This is a genomic window from Shimia haliotis (assembly GCF_900114415.1).
Classification (GTDB): Bacteria; Pseudomonadota; Alphaproteobacteria; order Rhodobacterales; family Rhodobacteraceae; genus Shimia; species Shimia haliotis.
In genome coordinates this window covers 274,108-296,177 of record NZ_FOSZ01000005.1, presented here as the reverse complement: position 1 = coordinate 296,177, position 22,070 = coordinate 274,108, and the positions used below count along the sequence as shown (strand labels likewise).

Here is a 22,070-nt window from a genome sequence, read left to right as displayed (position 1 = left end):
ACGTGAGTTTTCTCATTCCGGGGTTAACGAAGCAGCGGAACGTCCCCATCCTTTTCTTCAAATTTGAATGAGTTTGTTAACAAACCGGCGAAATCGAAAAGCTTCGGGTCCAGCATATGCGACGGGCGCACGTTGGTGAGCGCACGGAACATAACCTGTCGCCGTCCCGGGCTGTTGCGTTCCCATTGATCGAGGATCTGCTTGACCTGTTGGCGTTGCAGACCATCCTGTGATCCGCAAAGGTCGCAGGGAATAATCGGGTAATTCATGGACTTGGCGAACTTTTCGCAGTCGGCTTCGGCGACATGAGCGAGGGGGCGGTAGACGAAGAGATCGCCCTCTTCGTTGACGAGTTTCGGCGGCATCGTTGCGAGGCGTCCACCATGGAACAGGTTCATAAAGAAGGTTTCAAGAATGTCGTCGCGGTGATGGCCGAGAACAACAGCAGAGCAGCCTTCCTCGCGGGCGATACGGTAAAGATTTCCGCGTCGCAATCGGGAGCAGAGCGCACAATAGGTGCGTCCGGCGGGCACCTTGTCTTTGACGATCGAGTAGGTGTCCTGATATTCGATTCGATGCGGAACCTGCATTTTTTTCAGAAATTCGGGCAGCACGGTTGCCGGAAACCCTGGTTGGCCCTGATCCAGGTTACATGCCAGTAGATCCACAGGCAGAAGGCCGCGCCATTTGAGTTCATGCAATACCGCGAGCAGGGTGTAGCTGTCTTTGCCACCGGACAGGCAAACCAGCCAGCGCGTGCCGCGTTGGATCATCCCATACTGTTCGATGGCTTCGCGGGTTTGTCGGACAATTCGTTTGCGCAGCTTCTTGAAAGAGGCCGAAGAAGGCGCGCCGTGAAAGAGCGGGTGAATATCGTCAAGATCATCAAGCATGTCTTGCCTTACGTGACTTACAACTCGGCGGTCAATCACAGACCAGCTTGGTTGCGGTGCGGTCGAACGAAACTTTTGGCGCGGCGTTTCTTGGGTTGGGTCATATTTATTAAAAAATTCAGGAAATTGCATTTGTGCAAGAGTGCCAAAAAGCTGCGATTCCCTGCCGTGTGCGCTGTGGATAGCGAAGTCCTGCCATGAAATCGGCTGCGTTGGCGGAGAATCCTATGCGGCTGTTAACCTTTTGGGCGCGGGGTTTTGCAGCTTAGTCGCGAACCGGCCTTCGGTGATTCCCCTAAGAAGGAAAAGGCCGCACCCATGGGGATGCGGCTCGGCTTGAATTGTTCGATCGTGACGGTCGTCAGTTCATTTGCGCTTGGGTACATTCGCGGGCCAACTCAAGAGCCTTGTATGTGCCGTCAAGGTTCACAATGAAGGAAAACTCTTCTTCGGGAAACACGACCATCACGCGCTCCTTGGCAATGTCTTCGATCACCTGAGGATTATCGGTAAGGACGTAACCGCCGCTGTAGCCCTTGGTGATGTTGCCACGCATGCCGGTGGCTTCGCCGAGATACACGTTTTCACCAAGTAGGATGGCGACTTCTTTTTTGAAACCGCGCTGAATGTCGGTCTTGTCCTTGGTAAAGATACCAATGTAGGCGACATCTCTTTCTTCGGTGAGGCCCATTTGCACAACGTTGTCGAGATCATCCTTGGTCTCGATCATACAGCTCTTTTTTTCCGTGTCCACGTAGACATTCCAGCCTTCGACAGCGCCATAGCCGACAAATTTGTCAGCGAAAGCGGGGGCAGCAATGAGTGTGGCGAAAAGGGCAGCAATTGCGGTTTTAAAAATACGCACGGGAACCTCCAAGTTTCAAAATGAGGACAATGCTAATGCGCAGATGCCGGATTGTCTATCGGTCTAGGAGTCGTCATGGTTGCAAGAGGGCGGAACAGGGTCATACCCGCTTCCGCCCAAGGGGTGGCACCTGCCGATCCGGCGCAGAGTGAGCCAGCTTCCTTTGATCGCTCCGTGGTTTTCCAGCGCTTCCAGCGCGTAGGCGGAACATGTCGGCTGATAGCGGCAATTGAACCCGACCCAAGGGCTGAAGAGCAGGCGATATGCGCGAACTGGCAAAGCAGCAATATGGGCGAGTGGGGTCATGGGGGATATGTAGGGCAGGCCGGCGGCCGAGGGAAGGGCAGGCTTAGAATTGAGGGGCGGCACAGACATGACCGCCCCCACAGAAGAGTGGATCAGCTGTTGCTGTCAGAAAGAGCCGTCAGCAAAGTGCTCAAGTTGTGTTCAAACATCGCGAGGTAGCTTGTGGCAGGGCCGCCGCGCTCGGACAGGGCGTCTGAGAACAGACGCCCGCCAATATCGATGCCGGTTTCGTCGGATACCTGTTTGATCAACGCGGGGCTGGTGATGTTTTCAACGAATAGGGCCGCGACTCCTTCGGATTTGATCTGACGGATCAGAACGGCAAGGTCTTTGGCCGAAGGTTCCGCCTCTGTGTCGATGCCAACGGGGGCAAGGAAAGTCAGGCCATAAGCCTCTGCCAGGTAACCAAACGCATCATGCGCGGTCACGACGGTGCGGCGGTTATCGGCCAATTCCGCGAGCTTGGCTTTCGTTGTGGTATCCAACGCTTCGAGCTTGGCGATGTAGGCGGCTGCGTTGGCAGAAATTTCGTCGGCGTGGTCGGGGAGGGCTGCTTTAAGGGTGTCCGCCACATTGGTCACATAGATGACTCCGTTCAGCAGTGAATTCCACGCATGCGGGTCGATGGCACCGTCCACTTTGACCGGTGTGATCCCCGTTGTCGCAACATGGACATCCGCTGTGGTGCCGGATTCTGCAATCAGGGTATCGGACCAGGTTTCAAAGCCGAGCCCGTTCACAAAGATAATGTCGGCCTGAGCCACCGATTTGGCGTCTGCCACGGATGGCTGATAAACATGCGCATCCGCGTCAGGGCCGACGATTGTTGTCACGCTCGCCAGATCGCCGACGACCTGCTCAACCATATCACCCAAGATGGAAAAGCTGGCGACGATTTTCAGATTGTCTTGGGCCGCTGCCGGAAGGGCGCTGAGCGCGATCGAGGTGGCGGTCACACAGGCAAAAACGGATTTCATCAGGGTCATTGTGCTTTCTCTTCCTGTTGAATTGTCGCAACCGGGGCGTCTTTGGAAACGGAGGGTTTGCGGAGTTGGCGGCCAAAGCCGAGCGGGCCGACAACTGCGGAAACCAGAAAGAACCCGCCGGCGACCAAAACAATTGCGGGGCCAGACGGGGTTTCAGGGAACAAGTAAGACAGAGTCAGGCCGATCCAGCAGCTGGACACGGCAAAGATAAAGCCGAGGATAAGCTGTGCCGTGATCGTGCTTGCCCAATACCGCGCGGCGGTGGCTGGCAAGATCATGAGGCCAACGGCCATGAGCGTGCCAAGTGTTTTGAATGCCGCGAGAAGGTTCAGCACCAGCAAGAGCATAAAACCCTGATCAACAAGCCAAGGGCGGCGCGTCTGGGTTTCGAAGAAAACCGGATCGCAGGTACTGACAATCAGGGGGCGCAGAAGAAACGCGAAGGACACAAGTGTGACGGTGGCGACGCCCCCGACCAACAACATTGATGGATCGTCGATGCCAAGAATGGAGCCAAAAAGGAAGCTTTTGAGCGGTACGGCGGAGCCGGCGGCCGAGAGAATGAAAATGCCGACCGCCAGCGCGATCAGATAGAGCGACGCGAGACTCGCGTCACTGCGCAAAATGGTGCGACGTGCGAGAAACGCGGTCAGGATTGCCACGCCGACACCTGCAATCAGGCCGCCAATCAGGAGGGACATAACCGACAGGCCGGCGGACACGAAACCGATGACAATGCCAGGCGTGATCGCGTGGGCCATGGCTTCACCGGCCAAAGACAGACGGCGCAGAACCAAAAAGGCGCCGACGGGGGCGACCGATGCGGACAAAACGGTGGTCACGACAAAGGCGCGGCGCATGAAGGCGAAGCTCCACATTTCCTGCAAGAGTTCAAACATGTGCGGCCTCCTGCATCGGCGTGGGGCTTCGGAACATCCAGGACGCCTGACTCTCGGACATATAGCCCTGTGCCACCAAGCGGGCGGGAGTGAGCACGTCTTTGACGGTACCATAGGCCGCTTCCTGACCTCCGAGCAGCAGCGCGTGGCTGCAATGATCAAGTACGGAGGAGAGATCGTGCACAACCAAGACCACGGCGCGGCCTTCGGCCCGCCACCGGCGGATGATCGACAAAAGATGGGCTTCGGTGCTTTGGTCGACGGCTGCGAACGGTTCATCCAAAAGGATCAGCGGCGCATCCTGCATGATGACACGGGCAAAAAGCGCGCGTTGCAATTGGCCACCGGACAGTTGGTGCAAAGGGCGGTCTGCAATGTCGAGAACACCGGCCTCATCCAAAGCCGCAGAGACACGTTTCTGGGCCGCGGCGTCCAAGCCGCGGCGCAGGCCAAATCCGCGCCATGCGCCCATCGCAGCAAGATCGCGCACCCGGATCGGAAAACGACGGTCAAATTCGGTCATTTGCGCCAGATAGCCGATCTCTCTTGGTTTGCCCTGTGTCCAGTTCAGGTTTCCCGCCAGCGGATCAATCAGGCCGAGCAACATTTTGACGAAGGTGCTTTTGCCTGATCCATTGGCGCCTAGGACCGCCAGAGTGGAGCCGGACTCGATGTCCATGGACAGGCCGCGAAACAGGGTCAGGTCGCGGTAGCCGAGCGCAAGGTTGCGAAGTTCAAGAACCGACGACATTCAAAGCACCGCATATATGGCAAGCCAGAGGATGGCCGAGACAACAAGAGCGCCAGCTATCAGGATCGGCAGGCTAAGTTCTGTGAGGCATCGCAGCGAAGGGCGCGAAGTCGGTGTTTTGGCAGCCCGCATTAGTGCACCCCCAAAAAAGGTGCGTCGGCGCGAGAGCGCGGCATCCGAATTTCAAGTCTAGCGCAATGCAACAGCATGGCCTCCTCCGGTTGGACGGGAGCAAAGCGAGCGCAAGGTTTGCACGGAAAAGACCGCCGGAAACTTTGTCATCTCCCTCCGGGACACCCCGCCCAGGTTCGTTTAGTGCGGATGGCAGGTCTCCTGACTTGCGGGTCAAAGCTGTCCCGATCCTTCCCAGACAAAATGTCCAGTGGTCGATCTCGGGTCGCTCGCCGCCTACAGTTGCGGGGGCAGTCGCGGAGTTGATCTTTGGGGATCGCACCGCATTCCCTTTTACACCTCACCACGCGCGCGGTTCGGAGCCATCTCTTTCGTCAAAGCATGATTAGGTGTGATTCGCCAAGAGTCGTTGCCGGATGACGAAGTGTCGCTGCGGGTTTAAGGGGCTGAAATCACGGCGGAAACACCCGCGAGGGTCGGTAGGGTTTCTAGCGTTTTATTGTGCGAATTGCTCAAAAGGCCGTTGGCGCTGTCTTTTGTGAGGCCGCGCTCCGCTTGCCTTTTGCCAAAAGCGGGCGGGCCTTAATCCACGGATCGGGCTGCGCGAAGAACGCCAGCAGCCCGGTCTTGTCGGGCTTATTTGACGATGTGTTCGTCCTTGACGAACATGTTTGCCCAAGCGCGGTCAATCAGGTCGGGCGACATCTGATAGGGGATGCCTTCGAACTCGCAAATCGAAATCATCTGATCGATCAGGAAGACCGGCTGGTAGTTGGCATAGATGTTGTCGATCGTGGGATATTTGTGTTTGAGCAAGTGGATGAGCGCACTTTCGTCGAGCGGCATGCCCTTTTTCTTGGCCACGAGCGCAAAGATTTTCAGGAAGTTTTCCTGACTTGGTCCATCGATTTTGATCTTGTAGAAAATCCGGCGCAGGGCGGCTTGGTCAAAGATCTCATTCGGATGGAAGTTGGTGGAGAAAATCACCAGCGTGTCAAACGGCACCTCGAATTTTTCCCCAGATTGCAGCGCGAGGATGTCCTTGCTTTCCTCAAGCGGAACAATCCAGCGGTTTACCAGGGACTGCGGGGGCTCTTCCTGGCGGCCAAGGTCGTCGACGATGAAGATGCCTCCGGTGGATTTTAGTTGCAGGGGGGCCTGATATGTGCGCGCGGTGGGATTGTAGACCAGATCCAGCATGGACAGTGACAATTCACCACCGGTGATCACTGTGGGGCGGTCGCATTTGACATAGCGGCTGTCAAACCGCGCGGTGCGGCGCAGGCTGTTGGCGTCTTGCAAATCGCCCTCGGCCGCAGAATGCACGATCGGGTCGTAGACGGTGATCACCTGACCGGAATATTCGATCGCGTGAGGCACGTAGACCTTGTCACCCATTGCGTCGCGGATGCCGTTGGAAATCGAGGATTTACCGTTGCCCGGCGGGCCATACATCAGGATCGAGCGACCAGAGCTGACGGCTGGACCCAATTCCGACAGAAGGGTCGGCGGCAGGATCAAGTGACCCATAGCGTTGGTCAGCTGATCGCGGGTGATTTGGATGTTGCGGATCGACTGACGCTTGATCTGCTCACGGTAAACATCCAGCGGCACGGGCATGGCGCCAAAGTATTCGGACTGTGCCAGAGCATCGAGTGCGCGGGCTTTGCCTGCATCGGTGAGCTGATAGCCCATTTCGTTGCCGCTGTTGGCGTTCAGGGTGCCGGTGGCCTCCAGAAGGCGCTGTTCGCGGGCCATATCAACGAGTTGTTGGGTCACCGCCAGCGGCAGGCAAACCGCCTTGGCCACATCCGACACCATATCGACGTTTTTGCGGAACATGGTTTTCAGCAGGATGTCCCGCATCATCACGGCCGAAAGCTGCATGTCTTCCAACCTCTTGGGAGGAGGAGGGGCCATGACGTTGCTGGTCTGCATGTTCATCGTCGAAAACTCCAAGTTCGAGGCATTCTGCCCCTTTCGTGTTTCCAAATCTTAAACAGTGAAAAATGGGCGAATTTGGGGCCAGTTGTGGCCAGTAGCGGGGAAAGTGACGTGCCTTACTGGCCTGTCAAAGCGCCGAGGATCAGGTAGGTGCAGAGCATGAGGCCAAGACCGGTGCCCATTGGCACGGTGAATTGTTTGCCGCCGCCCACTGCGTTCGGATCGTCCTGGTCCGGTGTGTGCCATGCCGCCCAATCGGGGGCCAGCCGCTTGAGCGGTGTCCAGCGCGCCAAGAGCGTGGCCGCTGTGGCGCCGAGTATGGCCGCGAAAGCAATCCAGAGCACACTGTTGGCATCCGCCCGATCAATAAACAGCGCCATAACAGCCCCGAGTTTGACATCTCCGGCCCCCATCTGACGAGCCATCCACATGATAAACCCGACAGCAAAAACAACGGCATAGTTGGCAAATCGCCAGAGGAATGTTTCAAACGGAAGGAGGGCTAGACCGAAGACCACAAAGACAAGGAACAGCACCCAAACGACCCTGTTGCTGATCTTTTTGTATTTCATGTCCACATAGAAGATATGCAGACAGATCGGCAGCACCGGCAAAAGAAACCAGAGCGCCGTTGTGGCTTCGATGTGCATAGGCTCTGCTCGCGTCAGGCGTCTTCGAGGGCACGCAGCGCACGCACGGCGGCTTCAAAGTGCTGCGGGTGGGTCGAAATCGCGTCGCGCAAAAGGGCTTTGCCGGTTTCGGTGTCACCCTGTTTGATGGCTGACAATGCCATTGTGTGCAGCAACTGAGCGCGTTCGGTCTGGACCATCGGGAAGACCGGAAGCGTGTAGTTGCGCTGGGCGCCGCGGGCCAAAACCATGTTGTTCTTGGCCGTGAACAAGGTGCTGTCCTGACGAATGGCGTCCCCAAACAGACGTTCGGCTTCGGCATAGTCGCCGCGGGTCAGTTTGGAATAGCCCCAGTTGTTCATCACACCGGCGGGGCGGGTCGTCAGACCAACAGCGGTTTCATAAAAGCTGTCGGCCTTCTTCCACTCTTGATTGCTGTCCGCAATCATCGCTTCGAGGCGATAGCGTTTGAAAGTTTCATGCGTGGGCGGTACCGCGTCCAGTGTGGCTTCAGCCTCGTCCCATTGACCTGCACGGATCTGCGTGTCCGCAAGATCGACGCGATCGCTGTCGGTGCTGTCAGCGTGCTTGACCACGCGCTGCCATGCTGGCACGGCCTCGGTGAACCGTTTCGCCCTGACAAAAGAAATTGCCAGACCTCTTTGCAGGTCGATCCGGTCCGGATTGTCCTGAAGGGTGCGTTGGAAATACACAACGCCTTCGTCCGGATCCGCCACCGTGAGCATCACGTCAGAAAGATTTGTCCCGTCGACCGCGTTCACGTCCTGAATCGCGCGTTCAACATTGGCCTCTTCGTTGTCTGTGCAAGCCGACAGAGCGAACGCTCCGACAAGACAGACTGTCCCAATGAAAGGATGGCGCATGCTGTGCGTCCCCTACTGCTTCAACCTCGATCATGGTGTTTGCCGGATCAGGTAGTCGCTGCTACCCCGCCGCACCAATTTGTATTCTTGTGTGTTTCCGCCATCATAAGCAGGATTTTCCGCTTTTGCGAGTGCTAAGCGTAAATTATCGCGAATTGCGTCACTTTCGCCATTGTCCAGTGCGAAAGCCTTTTTGAGGATGAGTTCAGCCTCGGGCAATTTGCCTTGTTCCATGAGCGCGACACCGAGATTGTTCCATGTTTCGGCGTGATCCGGTTCCAGGTCGAGTGACTGGCGGAGCAGGTCTTCGGCTTGTCCAAGGCGCCCCAGTCCAAGGTTGGCGGTTCCTGCCGCCGCAAGGAGGTCTGCTGTAGCTCCGGTTTGGGCTGCCGCGCGGTAGAACGATTGCAGGGCCAGTTCAAATTCTCCGGCCTCCATCAGGCGCCAGCCCACGACAACGGGATCTACAGCCTCTTTGGACGTATCGACAGGCGGTGCAAAGGGGCTGTCTGCAGGCGCAGACTGGCCGCCCGAAAGACAGGCGGCCAGAAGCAAGGGGGATATCAGTAGGGCAAGGGCCCGGAGTATCATAAGCACGTCAGTCAGTTGTTATTGTGCCCCGAAGCTTGTGATCCCGATAATGGATGGGGACACCAGAATGATCAGAAGTGGAGGCACTGTCAGCATCATTGTGGCAAGCGTCATTTTGGTTGGCAACTTGTTTGCGGCCTCTTCGGCACGCATCACACGTTTGTCACGCATTTCCCCCGCATAGACGCGCAGCGCGTCGGCGATAGATGTACCAAAAGTGGCAGACTGGATGAGCACGGTCACAAAGGAACTCACGTCCTGCACACCGCAACGCTCGCCCATATCGCCGAGAACCTGTGCCTTGTCTTTGCCGGCCTTCATTTCATGCGCGACGATCTGGAATTCCTGAGACAAGGCAGGATAGGAGGCGCGCAACTCGGACGCGACGCGGACAATGGATTGGTCCAGAGACTGACCGGCCTCGACGCAGACAAGCATCATGTCCAGACTGTCGGGAAAACCTGCAGTGATTTCTTCTTTGCGGCTTTCGACACGCCGCGTCACCCAGTATTTCGGGAGCATATAGCCAGCGGCGCCGGGACCCAGAGTCCACATAAGCATGTCTTTGGTGGTCGAGGCATCGGTCTGTTTTACAAGAATAAAATAGGTAACGCCTAGAACAAGGCCGCCGATGCCCAGAACCATTTGCGCCAAGTGAAAAGCGCGCACGGCGTCGCGGCTCGGATAGCCCGCCTGCATCAATTTGAGGCGCACCGAAGACAACTCTTCTGCGTTCTGCGGTTCAAGGAACGCCTTGTACTTGTCGAGCTTGGCGTTTGCCGACTTGCGGCGCAGCTGTTCTTTTTTGCCGTCCCTTTTGGACCCGCCTGCTTGCTGGCGCTTGAGTTTCTCGATGGGATCGTCGCGGCGCGACAGGATCATCGGGATAAAAGCCAACCCGAAGAAGGCAATCATCACACCTGCTGCGATCATGGGGCCGTTGGGGCCGAGCATGTCGGTGAGCATCAGTTGGAGTGCTTCCATTGTTGTCATGGTCGTCTCCTCCTCAGACTTTGATGTTGGTGAGCACGCGCATCACGAACAGGTTGCAGGCCAGGAACATGCCCACGGCGATACAGCCGGGAATGAACAGTTCATGGGTTTTCACTTCGTCATAGTAGTTCGGATCCATCACGTTGATCGCGATCAGCGCGGCAACAGGGAAGCCGGACAGGAACTTGCCGGACCATTTTGCTTCGGCGGTGATGGCTTTTACGCGGCGGAACAGGCGGAAACGGGCGCGGATCACCTTGGACAGGCCGGCCAGAATTTCGGCAAGGTTACCACCGGACTGCTGCTGGATGGTGACGGCGACGGCAAGGAAGCGTAAATCCTGCATGTCCAGACGTTCGGCCATATCCTTTAGCGCCTCGCCTACATCGCGGCCATAGGCGCTTTCGTCTGCGATCACGCCAAATTCCGTGGCCAGCGGGTCTTCGATTTCCTTGGAGACAATCTGGATTGCAGAGCTGAACGGGTGGCCGACGCGCAGCGAGCGGACCATAAGTTCAATTGCGTCAGGCAGCTGTTCTTCGATCAGCGAGATGCGTTTGCCTGCCTTCATGCTCACCCAAGTATAGACGCCGCCGACACCAACCATAATTGCAATCGCAATGCGCACGGTCAGGCCGGTGCTGGTGCCAATAGACAGACCTGCGAAGGCAAAAACGGTCATGCCTGCCATCATCAGCATAAGCTGTTGCGGCGTGAAGGCGATCGCGGCCTTTTGGGCTTTTTCGGCCAGAAGTGAATAGAGCGGGATTGTTCTGTTTTCGGAGTGTTGGCTCATCTCCTTGCGGAGCTGTTCGAGAACCTCGTCGCGCTTGGCGCCTTTGTCCATCATCTCCAGCCGGCGATTGACGCGGCTGTTGAGGCTGATGGATTTGCCAAAAACGGTCAGATAGACGCCTTCGACGAGGACGAAGACACCGATGAAGATCGCTCCATAAACGAGGAGTTCGGGAGAAAATGGCATGGTCGCTTACCCCGCGGTCGGTTCATAAATCGCTGCGGGGAGGTCGTAGCCCCACAGGCGGAAACGCTCAGAATAGTGGCTACGCACACCAGTGGCGGTGTAGTGGCCGATGATTTTGTTGTCGGGTGTCAGGCCTGTACGCTGAAACCGGAACAATTCCTGCATGGAGATCACGTCGCCTTCCATGCCGGTGATTTCGGTGATTGATGTCATGCGACGTGAGCCGTCTTGCAGGCGGGAGGCCTGTACAATCAGGTTCACAGCCGAGGAAATCTGGCTCCGCACGGCCTTAAGCGGCATTTCAATGCCGGCCATGGCGATCATGTTTTCCAGACGGGAAATGCCGTCACGCGCATTGTTGGCGTGGATCGTGGTCATCGAGCCGTCGTGGCCGGTGTTCATTGCCTGAAGCATGTCGATCACTTCTTCGCCACGCGTCTCGCCCACGATGATGCGGTCAGGGCGCATACGAAGCGCGTTTTTCAGACAGTCGCGCGGGGAGACTTCGCCTTTGCCTTCGACGTTGGGCGGGCGGGATTCCATGCGGCCGACGTGGGTCTGTTGCAGCTGGAGTTCCGCCGTGTCCTCGATCGTGAGAATGCGTTCGGCGTTGTCGATGAAAGAGGACAAAGCGTTGAGCGTTGTGGTCTTACCGGAGCCAGTACCGCCAGACACGATCACATTGAGGCGGGTGGACACGGCAGCCTGCAAAAAGGCGGCCATCTCTTCGGAAAAGGCGCCAAAACGCACTAGGTCGTCGATGCCCAGCTTGTCCTTTTTAAACTTACGAATGGACACCAGAGAGCCGTCCACGGCGATTGGTGGCACCATGGCGTTGAAACGCGAGCCGTCCTGCAAGCGGGCATCCACATACGGGTTGGATTCATCAACGCGACGACCAACGGCCGACACGATTTTGTCGATGATGCGCAGTAGGTGCTTTTCGTCTTTGAACACGATGTCGCTGAGTTCGAGCTTACCATCGCGTTCCACAAAGATCTGCTTGGGACCGTTCACCAGAATATCGTTCACGGTATCGTCTTGAAGCAGTGTCTCCAGGGGACCGAGGCCGGTGACTTCGTCATACAGCTCCTGAAACATCGTGGTCCGCTCTTCGCGGTTCAGCACGATGGCTTTTTCCTGCAGGACTTCGGTCGCAATTGACCCGATTTCGGCGCGCAGGTCTTTTTCTGTCGCTTTGTCGAGAGCGGCAAGGTTCAGGTTGTCCAAAAGCTCGCGGTGCAGTTCAAGCTTGATTTCGCCAAGACGCTCCTTGCGGCGCCGCTCTTTGTCGCCGGATTGGGCGATGGCGGCTTTCGGCGCGAGAGGGCGGCGCATGACTTTGGATTCTTCGCTCACCGCTTCCGGGCGCGGAGCTGCGGTCGGGGTTTTGGGTGCCGACTTGGCTTGAGCGGCTGCCTTGGGGGCGGCCGTGGCCTTTTCTGCCGGCTTGCCAGCCTCAGGCTTTTTGTAACGTGAAAACATCTAGGTCACTCCGGGTCACGCGGCCTGTTCGTCGGTCTGATCCAGATCGAGCAGGGATTTTGCGAGTTTCGCGATTTCTTTGCGCAGCGGATTTTTCGGCGCATTTTCAGCCAGTGTTTGGCCATGATCGGCGGCTTGGCCGACTTGTTTTGAGCCGTCAGGCAGGTGTACGTCGATGGCGATGCCAAGGCTTTCGGCAAGACGTTTCACCCGACTTTTTCCAGCCAGATCGGTGAATTTGGGCGCACGGTTCATCACGTAGCGCAGTTTTTCAAATGGCAGATCTTCGGCTTGGAACGCGCGTTTGATGCGCATGGCGTTCTGCGCCGAGCGCATGTCGATTTCCATGGTCGCGAAATACACGTGCGCGGCGTTCAGGATGACCTCGGTCCAGACCACGAGGGTCGATGGCATATCAATGATCACATAGTCATAGTGTTTGCGTGCCATGTCGATCAGACGTTCCACGTCTTCCGGCCCGATCAGGTCGAGTGGGATCACATCAGACGGTGCGGTCAGGACGTGCAGCTTTTCTTCGTAGGTCTGAAGCGCCTGCCCGAAGCTTTCGCTGTCCATGCTGTCGGTGTCGGTGATCAATTCGAAAACCGATTCAATGCGTGGCAAATCCAGAAATGTCGACACCGATCCAAATTGCAAATCCAGATCCAGAACGCAGACGGACGGCGATTTCTTTTTGTCGATGTTCGCCAGTTCCCAGCCAAGGTTCACGGCCAAAGTGGTCGCGCCTGTGCCGCCAGCAAGACCATGCACCGCAAGCACCACACCTTCGCGCGATTCGCCGTTGGTCGAAAGCTTCACGGACTGCTGTGGCTGTTCTATTTCAGGTTCGGACGGGGCCGAGCGGATCTTGTCGATCGCAGCCTGCAATTCGCCTGGGGGAATGGGGTAGGGGATGAACTCATCAGCGCCGTGGCGCAACAGATGGTGCAGCGATGCGGGGGTGACATCCTCGGCAATGAGCAAAATTCGGATGTTGCGATTGCGCGCTTCTGTGATGATATCGGTCAGGACATTCAGGTCGTCCTCGTCCATGTCATCGATGGCAAGTGCAATAAATTCAAGGTGATGGGCGTCGGGCTGGGCCATAAACGGAATAGCGTCCTCGAACCCTAGGTCGCCCCATTGTTCTCCAAGCGCCTCTTCCATGTCCACGATCAGAAGCTCAAAATTCTGAACGTCCCGGCAAATGGTACATGCCAGGATCGGACTTGGTTCGGTCTGCATTGCGTCGTTACTCGACATCAGCCTCAAGTTCCTTCTTCGCGCTTGTTGCGCATTATTGGTGGGGACACGGCCTAAAAAAGCTGACCGGTCTCCTTATTCATGTTCAGACACATCGACTCTGCGTAGACATACCTTTCCCATGTTTAAGAAAGTCACCTCCAAGTTGGGCAACATTGGGGCCAAAAAGCCGAAATTGTGCGGAATTGTGCGACGATCGGGGGAAATGCTTGCCATCGTTTCCGCAACGAAAAAGGCCGCATCCCTTCGGAAGCGGCCCTTAGCAAGGTGTTTGATGCGATTTATTCGCTTGTGCCAGTTGAGGTCAGGCCCGCCAAACCGGTCGGTGCAACGCCGCTTCCGACGTAGTCGCGATAGATGATTTCGGCGTATTTTCCGTCAAGTACAGTAGGGTGGCGATCCACAAAGCCGGTGACTTCGGTCACGGTGCGACGGTTTTTGCGCTCGCGGCCCTGAGTGACGATCAAAGGCTGAGTTTTTCCAAGCGACACGACTGCCTCAAGTCTGGAGCGATCGACGCCTTGCGAAACCAGATAGTTCACAACAGCGCGTGCGCGGCGCAGACCAAGAGATTTGTTATAGCTGGCGCTTCCGACGGCATCTGTGTGCCCATATACGCGGAACCGGACCTCAGGGAATTGGCGGATCCAGTTGGCCTGTTCGTTCAAAACAGGAATGGCAGTGGCATCAACAACCGCGCTGTCGAATTCAAAATTGACGGTGCTGTCAACTTCTTCGGCAAAACGGGTGGCCAGTGACAACACATAGCTGCGATCACCGTTGTGAACGCCGATATTGTTGTTCACCGCTTGACCAAAACTTTCGGAATCGATCACGGAGCCGGCTTCTCTGAACCAGGACGGCGTGACCGCCCCGTCGCCGTCAGAACATGCCGAGAGCGAGAAGGTTGCAAGGATCAGGGCAAGGGTTGCAATTTTCTTGAACATCGCGTGTCTCCCTTAGTCCATCACGTAGCCGTAGGACCCGGAAAAGTCCTGTTTCGCCACTTCGCCAGCTGCGCCTTTTTGCTTGCGCTCGCCACCGGTTACATGACCAAACAGGAAAAGTTCCTGTTCTGTCGGTGGTTTCACCCGATCGGTGGGTAGGGCAAGAGCCTCGCCGCGAGTCGGCGTCACGAGGTGCGCTGTTACGATGATCACCAACTCGGACTGCGAACGCTGGAAATCGGCGCTGCGGAAAAGGGCGCCAAGAACCGGAATGTCACCAAGCCAAGGCACCTGTGCGGTGTTGTCGGTAAAGTCATCCTCGAGAAGACCTGCGATGGCAAAGCTTTCACCATCACGCAGTTCAACTGTGGTTGATGTTTCACGACGCGAAAAGGCGCTGATGGTGAAGGATCCGTTGGTAAAGCCATTGGCCGGATCGATCGCGGAGACAGCCGCGGCCAGTTCAAGGTTGATCAGGTCGTTGTCGACAACGCGCGGAATAAAGTTGAGTTCCACACCGAAGGGTTTGAATTCAACGGAAATTGTGCCTTCTTCCTGCGCCACGGGAACCGGATATTCGCCGCCCGCAAGGAATTTGGCTTCTTGACCGGAGAGGGCGGTCAGGTTGGGTTCTGCCAGTGTGCGCACAACGCCTTTTTGTTCCAGAGCTTCGAGCAGCACGCTGACTTGGAAGCCGCCGGATCCGAAGCGAATGAGCGACGAGCCTGCCTGACTTGTGCGTTGCAGCAAGTTGCCGTCCGCATCGAGGTTGTTCAGTACTGTGCCTGCAAGGAAGTTGCTGGTGCCATCGGTGATACCGATACCGGCGCTCAGGGATTTGGACACATTGCGCTGCATTTCTGCAAAGCGAACCTTGAGCATGACCTGCTGAACGCCGCCGACAACCATCAGGTTGGACACCCGTTCGGGCGCATAGCGCTGTGCCAGATCAAGCGCGCGTTGCTGACGTTGAACTGAGGATACTACGCCTGACAGAACGATGCCGTCATTCGCGGTGCGTACTTCAATTTTCTCGCCAGGGAGAATTTGCTGAAGACGTTCTTTGAATTCGGAAATGTCAGGAGCGACGCTCACTTCGACGTTTGTGATCAGCTTGCCCGTCGCATCAAGCAGCGTCAGTGTGGTGCGCCCTGGGGATTTCCCAAGAACATAGATGGTGCGGTCCGACAGGGAAGAGATGTCGGCAATGGCCGGATTGGCGATGGACAGCTCGGCAAAGGGAACATCGCTTTCGACAACAACCGCGCGGTTCATTGGAACGCCCAGTGTTGAAGATGTCCCCGAGCGGACAACGCGCAGGGTTTCAGCCAAAAGGGGAGTCGACACCAATGGCATGACCCCGACGGCAAGGCCCAGCAGGGCCGCCTTGATAGAACGTAGATATGTCATGTGACCTGCCTCTCGATCACGCCTCAGATTGCGGGTCTTTTGCCCACGATTGCATCCACTGTGCGTCAGTTCCGGAAATTTTGCAATAATCAATGACTTCGGACGCGAAACGAATGTGTGAAGGATGCCACATATTGACGGACGAAAGGCGCCCGAAGGCGCCTTTGGATGTTCTTTGATCGATTGGGGCTGGATCAATTCGTGCACGGAATGACGATCTTGATCTTCTCGGTGCCTTTGTTGTTGGTGATCGTACAAACCCGTTCTTGCTCGATCTCGGCGACCTCTTCGACGATCTCTTCCTCGACGATGCCAAGCAGTTGACGTTGGTCGATTTCAACAGCCGTGGACACTGTGTCATCCGTCGCGCCAACGAGGGTCAGGGACAGGCGTCCCGTTTGCTGAGCCAATTCGAGGGCGGCGACCTGTTGCAGAGTGCCGGACACGGTCACGGTGCGGGCCACACGGCCGGCTTCTTCTTCTTCGTTTGTGGATTGGTCAATCGCCACGATGCTGACGTTTGCGTCAATCAATTTGGTAATTTCGCCGCGGTCGCGGTCGCCGCTGGGGTTGCCTGTCCACAGGACATCAACGCGGTCGCCAGGGCGCAGGAAGCCGGACACGCCGGAAGTTGCGTCGACTTTGATGGTGAACGCCCGCTGTCCGGAGCTGAGACGCGACGTGATGCCCGCATGCTGTCCAGGTTGTGTGACCTTGGCCGCAATCAAAAGCTCACCCTTCTCCATGCTACGCAGCATCACACGACGGCGGTCGTCGTTGGGGGGGAAGATTTCCTCGGCTTTGAGGAACATGCCCTCGGGCATGGCTTTCTTTGGCCATTTGACGCGAAGGAGATCTTTGGGCTCAAGTGTTTCACCGTATTTCATCGGGCGGGACACAATGAAGCCTTCGACCAATTCAATGGACGGGGTTTCGTTTTTTTGTCTGGCCAGAGCGGATTCGTAGCCTTGAATGTAGTTCTGGGCCATGTAGACCGCGAAACCGGCGATCCCGAGACCGACAAGCAATACTGCAGCAAAAATAGCGCGCATGGCGATTTACCTCGATGTTATTGTCACGCTGACAAAGCGGTCGGCGGACGTGTGCTCGACATGTGTTTTGGGGGTCAAATGTGGCGATTTGTGGGTCGCGGCGGTGTCGTTTTGTGACGGATTCTAGAAAATCCGCGCATTTAGGCGTGATTGGTTCGTATGGCGCAACCAAAGAGAACGGTGGCGATGTGCAAGAAAACAAAAGGGACCGTGCCAGTGACGGCAAGGTCCCTTTTAGGTCGTACGGCAGGCCGCAATCACGGAGTCGTTGGTATCGTGGTCGGGCTTGCATCCTGGGCGCCGACCTGATCGGCGGCGGCCCCCGCGAGGGTAGCGGTGTTGCTTTCGACTGCGGCGAATGCACCGATCGCAAGGCCAACAATGCCAGCGGTCAGCACGACCCAGTCCACGGTGACAGCGCCCGCGTCATCGTCGCGGAAGCGTTTGGAAAACAGTTTCATAGCATCCTCCTCGGTGATGTCATTCTGACATCGGGTCAGAGCTCACGTGGGCGTCGCTTTGACGTCCACGCGAACTGATAGTGCCCACACCCTATTACGGAGTAGTCGGGATCGTGGTCGGCGATGCATCCTGAGTTGCCAGAGTGTCGGCGGTTGCGCCGGCAAGGTTGGCAGTCTGAGTTTCGATCGCGCTGTACGCAGCCACGGCCAGACCGACAACGGCTGCAGTCAGAACAACCCAATCCACGGTGACAGCACCGGTTTCGTCTTTGCGGAAGTTCTTGATAAACTTGATCATGGTTAGTCCTCCAATTGATCAGTTGAGAAAGCAGACGTTCTGTCCGAAAAGACGGGGTGATCCGAAAGATCCCCCGCCTCCGCATTCTGCGACTTAAGACCCGGTTCCTATTACGGAGTGGTCGGGATGGTTGTCGGTGCGGCATCCTGAGTAGCCAGGGTGTCAGCCGTTGCACCAGCCAGAGCGGCAGTGTTTGTTTCGATTGCAGAGTAAGCTGCTACGGCCAGGCCAACTACGGCGGCGGTCAGAACAACCCAGTCAACGGTGACTGCGCCAGCTTCGTCTTTGCGGAAGTTTTTGATGAATTTGATCATGTTGATCTCCAAATGTTCGAGTGTCTTTCACGGCGTTAACCTCAGGCAGCGCTGGAGGAGCTGCCTGAGGGAATTTGTGCTATCCAACCGCTATTACGGAGTGGTCGGGATAGTTGTGGGTGCCGCGTCCTGTGTCGCCAGCGTGTCGGCAGTTGCGCCTGCCAGAGCGGCGGTGTTTGTCTCGATGGCGGTGTAAGCTGCAACAGCCAGGCCAACTACGGCGGCGGTCAGAACAACCCAGTCAACGGTGACTGCGCCAGCTTCGTCTTTGCGGAAGTTTTTGATGAATTTGATCATGTTGATCTCCAAGAATTCTAAATACTGCATTAAGCGTGACTTTCAGGCGATCCGAACTGAGGTGCCTGAAAGCGCGCGGTCAATCACACCGTTATTACGGAGTGGTCGGGATGGTTGTCGGCGCGGCGTCCTGAGTTGCCAGGGTGTCAGCCGTTGCACCAGCCAGAGCGGCAGTGTTTGTTTCGATTGCAGAGTAAGCTGCGACGGCCAGGCCAACTACGGCGGCGGTCAGAACAACCCAGTCAACGGTGACTGCGCCAGCTTCGTCTTTGCGGAAGTTCTTGATGAACTTGATCATGGTTTCGTCCCTCCAAAGGATCAGTTGTGTAATCCACCTTGTCGAACCTTGGTGGCGTCTCTCTCATGCCAGCCCGACTTGGTATGAGAGCAATATGTTGGTGGATTGGGGCGGGATTTGGGCGCAAGTGGTTCCATTTTGGTTCTTGTGCAAAAAGTCCCTGATTGTTTTTTAACCATCTGTTATTAAAGCATAAAAGTCTTAAGATTGTGTGTCTGGAAGCGGTAGATTGGGCGCAACTGTGCACAATCAGAGCGATTTTGGCGCTGTTTTGATGCGGAAACTGGCCCTGAGAGGCGATTTTTGGGATACTTACAGAAAAACAGAGCTATGCAGGTGCAGGTATGATGGGATTTCGCGCGGTTTGGGGCGGTTTGGCAATGCTGTGCGCTTTGGTGATTCCTCTTCAGGCTGAGTCGCCGCCGCCTTTTCCCGACTTCTCCGCAAAAAGAGTGACCCCTCCTAAACCCGGCCAATCCAAACGGATTACAGTGCAGATCACACCCACAACACCGGAAACGGTTGGGGTGGTGGCCTCGATCCCGACGCCAGAAGCAGGCGCGCAGGTTGTGCCATTGGGAATTTATGGCTGGTTCTGGTCTGCGATTTCGCCAGATGTCGGGGATGCCGGGCCAGGGCGGCTAGAGCCTGCTTTGGTGGCCATCGGCAACGCACCGGCAGAGGCGCGTGTGAAAACACCACGGTTGGACGAGTTGCGCGCGACGATAGAAGCCTACGGGACGGATATTCTCTTGGCGACGATTGGAACGCAGGTGTCGCCCGCGCTGGCGCTCGCGGTGATTGCAGTGGAGTCCGGCGGCCGATCGGACGCTGTGAGTTCAGCCGGCGCGCAGGGTTTGATGCAGTTGATGCCTGCGACAGCGGAGCGTTTTGGGGTAGATGATCCGCTGGTCGCCAAAGACAACATCGGAGGCGGGGTGCGATTTCTTGATTTTCTGATGACAGAATTTGACCGCGATCCGATTCTGGTGCTTGCCGGATACAACGCCGGCGAGAATTCAATCCCTGCCCACGATGGTGTGCCGCCATTTGCTGAAACGCGGGACTATGTGCCCAAAGTGCTGGCCGCGTTTCAGGTGGCGAAAGCGTTGTGTGTCACGCCGCCTGAGTTGATCACGGATGGATGCGTGTTCGCGCGCCACTAAGCGGAGCGCGGGAAGCAGTTATCGTGAATTGGGTATCTGTCGCCAGAAAAACGCGGTCTTTAACAGTTGGGCACGTTGACCGCGAGGCCGCCCAGCGACGTCTCTTTATACTTCTCGTGCATGTCGTCGCCGGTCTGGCGCATGGTTTCAATCACCGAATCCAAAGGCACGAAATGTGTGCCGTCCCCGCGCAGGGCGAGCGAGGCCGCGGAAACGGCTTTGATTGCACCTAGGCCGTTGCGTTCGATGCAAGGGACTTGCACCAGACCCTTGACCGGATCACAGGTCATGCCGAGGTGATGTTCCAGCGCGATCTCGGCGGCATTTTCCACCTGTTCGGGGGTGCCTCCCATTACCGCACAGAGGCCTGCGGCGGCCATGGCAGAGGCGGAGCCGACTTCGGCCTGACACCCTGCTTCGGCGCCGGAGATGGACGCGTTGAATTTAACAAGACCGCCGATGGCTGCCGAGGTCAGCAAGAACTCGTCGATGCGGGAGGCGCTGGCACCAGGCACATGATCGAGCCAATAGCGGATCACCGCAGGCAGCACGCCGGCCGCGCCGTTTGTGGGAGCGGTCACGACCTGACCACCGGCGGCGTTCTCTTCATTGACGGCCATGGCATAGGCACTCATCCAGTCGTTGATGGTGTGAGGTGCATTCAGGTTCATGCCGCGCTCGGCCTGTAGCGCATCGTGGATCGATTTGGCGCGGCGCTTAACGCTAAGCCCACCGGGTAATATGCCATCGGTGGTCAGGCCGCGTTCGATACAGTCGTTCATCACCTGCCAAAGTCGCGCGCAGCCTTTGGCCAGGCTGTCGGCACAGCCTCGGGCCACTTCGTTGGCCTTTTTCATCTCGGCAATGGTTTTGCCGGAGGTTTGAGCCATCTCCAACATTTCGGCGGCGGACTTGAACGGATAAGGCACAGGAGGGCCTTCGTTTGTGTCCTTGCCAGCGGCCAATTCGGCCTCGGTCATCACAAAGCCGCCGCCGATCGAATAGAAAGTCTCCTGCAGCAGCACGTCGCCCTGTGCGTCTGTCGCCATGAGGATCATGCCATTGGCGTGACCCGGCAAGTTGGGACCGAAGTCGAATTTCAGATCTTCACGCGGATCAAATTTCAGGGCGGGCAGGTCCGGTGGGTGCACAAGGCCGGTTTCGCGGATTTGCTCGAGGGCCTCTTCGGCTTTGGTGTTGTCATATGTGTCAGGCTGAAAACCCGCGAGGCCCAGAATGGTGGCGCGATCGGTGGCGTGCCCGACGCCGGTGAACGCAAGTGACCCGTGCAGGGACGCCTTGAGGCCGTGAAATTCAAAAGGCGCGGCGCGCAGCATGTCGAGAAAATCGGCGGCGGCCACCATGGGCCCCATGGTGTGAGAGGAGGAGGGGCCGATGCCGACCTTGAACATGTCAAAGACAGAGAGAAACATTACAGAGCGGATCCTTCTGGCGGGGTCGGCGGTTTTGGGGCCGTGAAAGGGTTAGGGGCCATGCCTTCGGCGGCGCAAAGCGCGGCTGTGCTGAGGCGTTGGTCGAGTTTGGCGGTGATCTGGGCGAGGTGGGGCCAGTCTGCAAGGCTGAACCAGTTGGTGTCGCCCTTAGGATAAAGAGCCATCCAGCGCAACATGGCGGCGAGATAGAGATCAAGAGCGCTGGGCGTTAGGGCATTGAGCCAAGTAAAATCCCGGGCGGCGAGGTTATCAAGCAGGGAAAGAGCTGTCTTGAGGTTGTCGCGCGCGCCCGCGCGCAAGGCACTTTGATGCGCTGCGGCGATGTATTGATCCGGATAAAATGTCATGCGCAGGTTGGAGTGCACGGTATTTGACAGATAAAAGAGCCAGCTTACAAAGCCTGCCCGATCAGGGGCATCGGTCGCGGGCGCAAGACCTTTATATGTGTCACAAAGCCAGAGCAGGATGGCTGCGGTTTCAAAAACCGGCCCGTCCGGCGTTTCCAGAGCGGGGATTTTCCCAGCAGGGTTTATGGCCCGGTAGGCTTCGGACCGGTGCGCCGCAACTGAGCGGTCAACCAACAGGGTTTCATATGGCACGCCAAGTTCTTCGAGCGTTAGACGCACGATTAGGGAAGCGTTGTCCGGAGCATAATGAAGGCGCAGCGGTTGGGTCATGGGGGCACTATGTCTGAGTGTCGAATTGCACAGGGGTCGATTTGCGACGTTTCCTATAGGAAACGCGCTCCAAAGGCACGCGCAAGTGCAAAG

25 protein-coding genes and 1 riboswitch are annotated in these 22,070 nt (G+C 57.0%); of the genes, 1 reads left to right on the top strand and 24 read right to left on the bottom strand.

The window, feature by feature from the left end; all coding sequences use genetic code 11:
- Positions 1–23: 23 nt before the first annotated feature.
- From ttcA to BM069_RS13830, 22 genes are all read right to left on the bottom strand, one after another.
- A complete protein-coding gene (gene ttcA / locus BM069_RS13935) occupies positions 24–893 on the bottom strand; it encodes a tRNA 2-thiocytidine(32) synthetase TtcA (protein ID WP_093324529.1) in 870 nt (289 codons plus the stop codon).
- A 361-nt stretch (positions 894–1,254) separates the two neighbouring features.
- The gene (locus BM069_RS13930) at positions 1,255–1,758 is read right to left on the bottom strand and encodes a hypothetical protein (protein ID WP_093324528.1); all 504 of its coding nucleotides are present in this window, start codon (positions 1,756–1,758) and stop codon (positions 1,255–1,257) included.
- 63 nt (positions 1,759–1,821) lie between these two features.
- On the bottom strand, positions 1,822–2,064 hold the full coding sequence (yidD, locus tag BM069_RS13925) for a membrane protein insertion efficiency factor YidD (RefSeq protein WP_093324526.1): 243 nt from the start codon (positions 2,062–2,064) through the stop codon (positions 1,822–1,824).
- 92 nt (positions 2,065–2,156) lie between these two features.
- Entirely contained in the window at positions 2,157–3,050 is an 894-nt protein-coding gene (locus BM069_RS13920) for a metal ABC transporter solute-binding protein, Zn/Mn family (protein WP_093324525.1), read from the bottom strand.
- Positions 3,047–3,949, bottom strand: a complete 903-nt coding sequence (locus BM069_RS13915) for a metal ABC transporter permease (protein ID WP_212611544.1) — start codon at positions 3,947–3,949, stop codon at positions 3,047–3,049. Before BM069_RS13915 ends, BM069_RS13920 begins: the two co-directional genes overlap by 4 nt.
- Positions 3,942–4,700, bottom strand: coding sequence for a metal ABC transporter ATP-binding protein (locus BM069_RS13910; RefSeq protein ID WP_093324523.1), 759 nt, complete (start codon positions 4,698–4,700; stop codon positions 3,942–3,944). The genes BM069_RS13915 and BM069_RS13910 overlap by 8 nt, the downstream gene beginning before the upstream one ends.
- 306 nt (positions 4,701–5,006) lie before the next feature.
- Positions 5,007–5,214, bottom strand: a riboswitch (cobalamin riboswitch).
- A 254-nt stretch (positions 5,215–5,468) separates the two neighbouring features.
- Positions 5,469–6,776 (bottom strand): ATPase, encoded by a 1,308-nt coding sequence (locus BM069_RS13905; protein ID WP_093324522.1) that lies wholly within the window; start codon positions 6,774–6,776, stop codon positions 5,469–5,471.
- A gap of 116 nt (positions 6,777–6,892) precedes the next feature.
- Positions 6,893–7,426 carry a prepilin peptidase gene (locus BM069_RS13900; RefSeq protein WP_093324521.1) on the bottom strand — a complete coding sequence of 178 codons (534 nt, stop codon included), beginning with the start codon at positions 7,424–7,426 and terminating at the stop codon, positions 6,893–6,895.
- A 14-nt stretch (positions 7,427–7,440) separates the two neighbouring features.
- On the bottom strand, positions 7,441–8,289 hold the full coding sequence (locus BM069_RS13895) for a tetratricopeptide repeat protein (RefSeq protein WP_093324519.1): 849 nt from the start codon (positions 8,287–8,289) through the stop codon (positions 7,441–7,443).
- A gap of 30 nt (positions 8,290–8,319) precedes the next feature.
- Positions 8,320–8,727, bottom strand: coding sequence for a tetratricopeptide repeat protein (locus BM069_RS13890; RefSeq protein WP_342028858.1), 408 nt, complete (start codon positions 8,725–8,727; stop codon positions 8,320–8,322).
- A 171-nt stretch (positions 8,728–8,898) separates the two neighbouring features.
- The gene (locus BM069_RS13885) at positions 8,899–9,873 is read right to left on the bottom strand and encodes a type II secretion system F family protein (protein ID WP_093324516.1); all 975 of its coding nucleotides are present in this window, start codon (positions 9,871–9,873) and stop codon (positions 8,899–8,901) included.
- Positions 9,874–9,886: 13 nt separating this feature from the next.
- The gene (locus BM069_RS13880; RefSeq protein WP_093324515.1) at positions 9,887–10,855 is read right to left on the bottom strand and encodes a type II secretion system F family protein; all 969 of its coding nucleotides are present in this window, start codon (positions 10,853–10,855) and stop codon (positions 9,887–9,889) included.
- 6 nt (positions 10,856–10,861) lie between these two features.
- The gene (locus BM069_RS13875; RefSeq protein ID WP_093324513.1) at positions 10,862–12,340 is read right to left on the bottom strand and encodes a TadA family conjugal transfer-associated ATPase; all 1,479 of its coding nucleotides are present in this window, start codon (positions 12,338–12,340) and stop codon (positions 10,862–10,864) included.
- A gap of 15 nt (positions 12,341–12,355) precedes the next feature.
- Positions 12,356–13,603 (bottom strand): CpaE/TadZ family protein, encoded by a 1,248-nt coding sequence (locus BM069_RS13870; RefSeq protein ID WP_093324511.1) that lies wholly within the window; start codon positions 13,601–13,603, stop codon positions 12,356–12,358.
- A gap of 281 nt (positions 13,604–13,884) precedes the next feature.
- Positions 13,885–14,550 (bottom strand): OmpA family protein, encoded by a 666-nt coding sequence (locus BM069_RS13865; RefSeq protein ID WP_093324509.1) that lies wholly within the window; start codon positions 14,548–14,550, stop codon positions 13,885–13,887.
- 12 nt (positions 14,551–14,562) lie between these two features.
- Positions 14,563–15,960, bottom strand: coding sequence for a type II and III secretion system protein family protein (locus BM069_RS13860; protein ID WP_093324508.1), 1,398 nt, complete (start codon positions 15,958–15,960; stop codon positions 14,563–14,565).
- Between the two features lie 194 nt (positions 15,961–16,154).
- Entirely contained in the window at positions 16,155–17,012 is an 858-nt protein-coding gene (gene cpaB, locus BM069_RS13855) for a Flp pilus assembly protein CpaB (protein ID WP_093324506.1), read from the bottom strand.
- A gap of 257 nt (positions 17,013–17,269) precedes the next feature.
- Positions 17,270–17,473: a hypothetical protein gene (locus BM069_RS13850; RefSeq protein WP_093324504.1), complete on the bottom strand. Its 204-nt coding sequence runs from the start codon at positions 17,471–17,473 to the stop codon at positions 17,270–17,272.
- A gap of 94 nt (positions 17,474–17,567) precedes the next feature.
- On the bottom strand, positions 17,568–17,771 hold the full coding sequence (locus tag BM069_RS13845) for a hypothetical protein (RefSeq protein WP_093324502.1): 204 nt from the start codon (positions 17,769–17,771) through the stop codon (positions 17,568–17,570).
- 110 nt (positions 17,772–17,881) lie between these two features.
- Complete coding sequence (locus BM069_RS13840) at positions 17,882–18,085, bottom strand: hypothetical protein (protein ID WP_093324500.1); 204 nt, start codon at positions 18,083–18,085, stop codon at positions 17,882–17,884.
- Between the two features lie 93 nt (positions 18,086–18,178).
- A complete protein-coding gene (locus tag BM069_RS13835; RefSeq protein ID WP_093324630.1) occupies positions 18,179–18,382 on the bottom strand; it encodes a hypothetical protein in 204 nt (67 codons plus the stop codon).
- A 94-nt stretch (positions 18,383–18,476) separates the two neighbouring features.
- Positions 18,477–18,680: a hypothetical protein gene (locus BM069_RS13830; protein ID WP_093324500.1), complete on the bottom strand. Its 204-nt coding sequence runs from the start codon at positions 18,678–18,680 to the stop codon at positions 18,477–18,479.
- Positions 18,681–19,027: 347 nt separating this feature from the next.
- Between BM069_RS13830 and BM069_RS13825 the strand changes: the two genes are divergently transcribed.
- Positions 19,028–19,846 (top strand): lytic transglycosylase domain-containing protein, encoded by an 819-nt coding sequence (locus tag BM069_RS13825; RefSeq protein WP_425288683.1) that lies wholly within the window; start codon positions 19,028–19,030, stop codon positions 19,844–19,846.
- 59 nt (positions 19,847–19,905) lie between these two features.
- Here BM069_RS13825 and BM069_RS13820 read toward each other — a convergent pair whose 3' ends face one another.
- Both BM069_RS13820 and BM069_RS13815 read right to left on the bottom strand, forming a co-directional pair.
- Positions 19,906–21,279 (bottom strand): L-serine ammonia-lyase, encoded by a 1,374-nt coding sequence (locus tag BM069_RS13820; protein ID WP_093324498.1) that lies wholly within the window; start codon positions 21,277–21,279, stop codon positions 19,906–19,908.
- Positions 21,279–21,977 (bottom strand): glutathione S-transferase family protein, encoded by a 699-nt coding sequence (locus BM069_RS13815; protein ID WP_093324497.1) that lies wholly within the window; start codon positions 21,975–21,977, stop codon positions 21,279–21,281. Before BM069_RS13815 ends, BM069_RS13820 begins: the two co-directional genes overlap by 1 nt.
- Between the last annotated feature and the right edge of the window lie 93 nt (positions 21,978–22,070).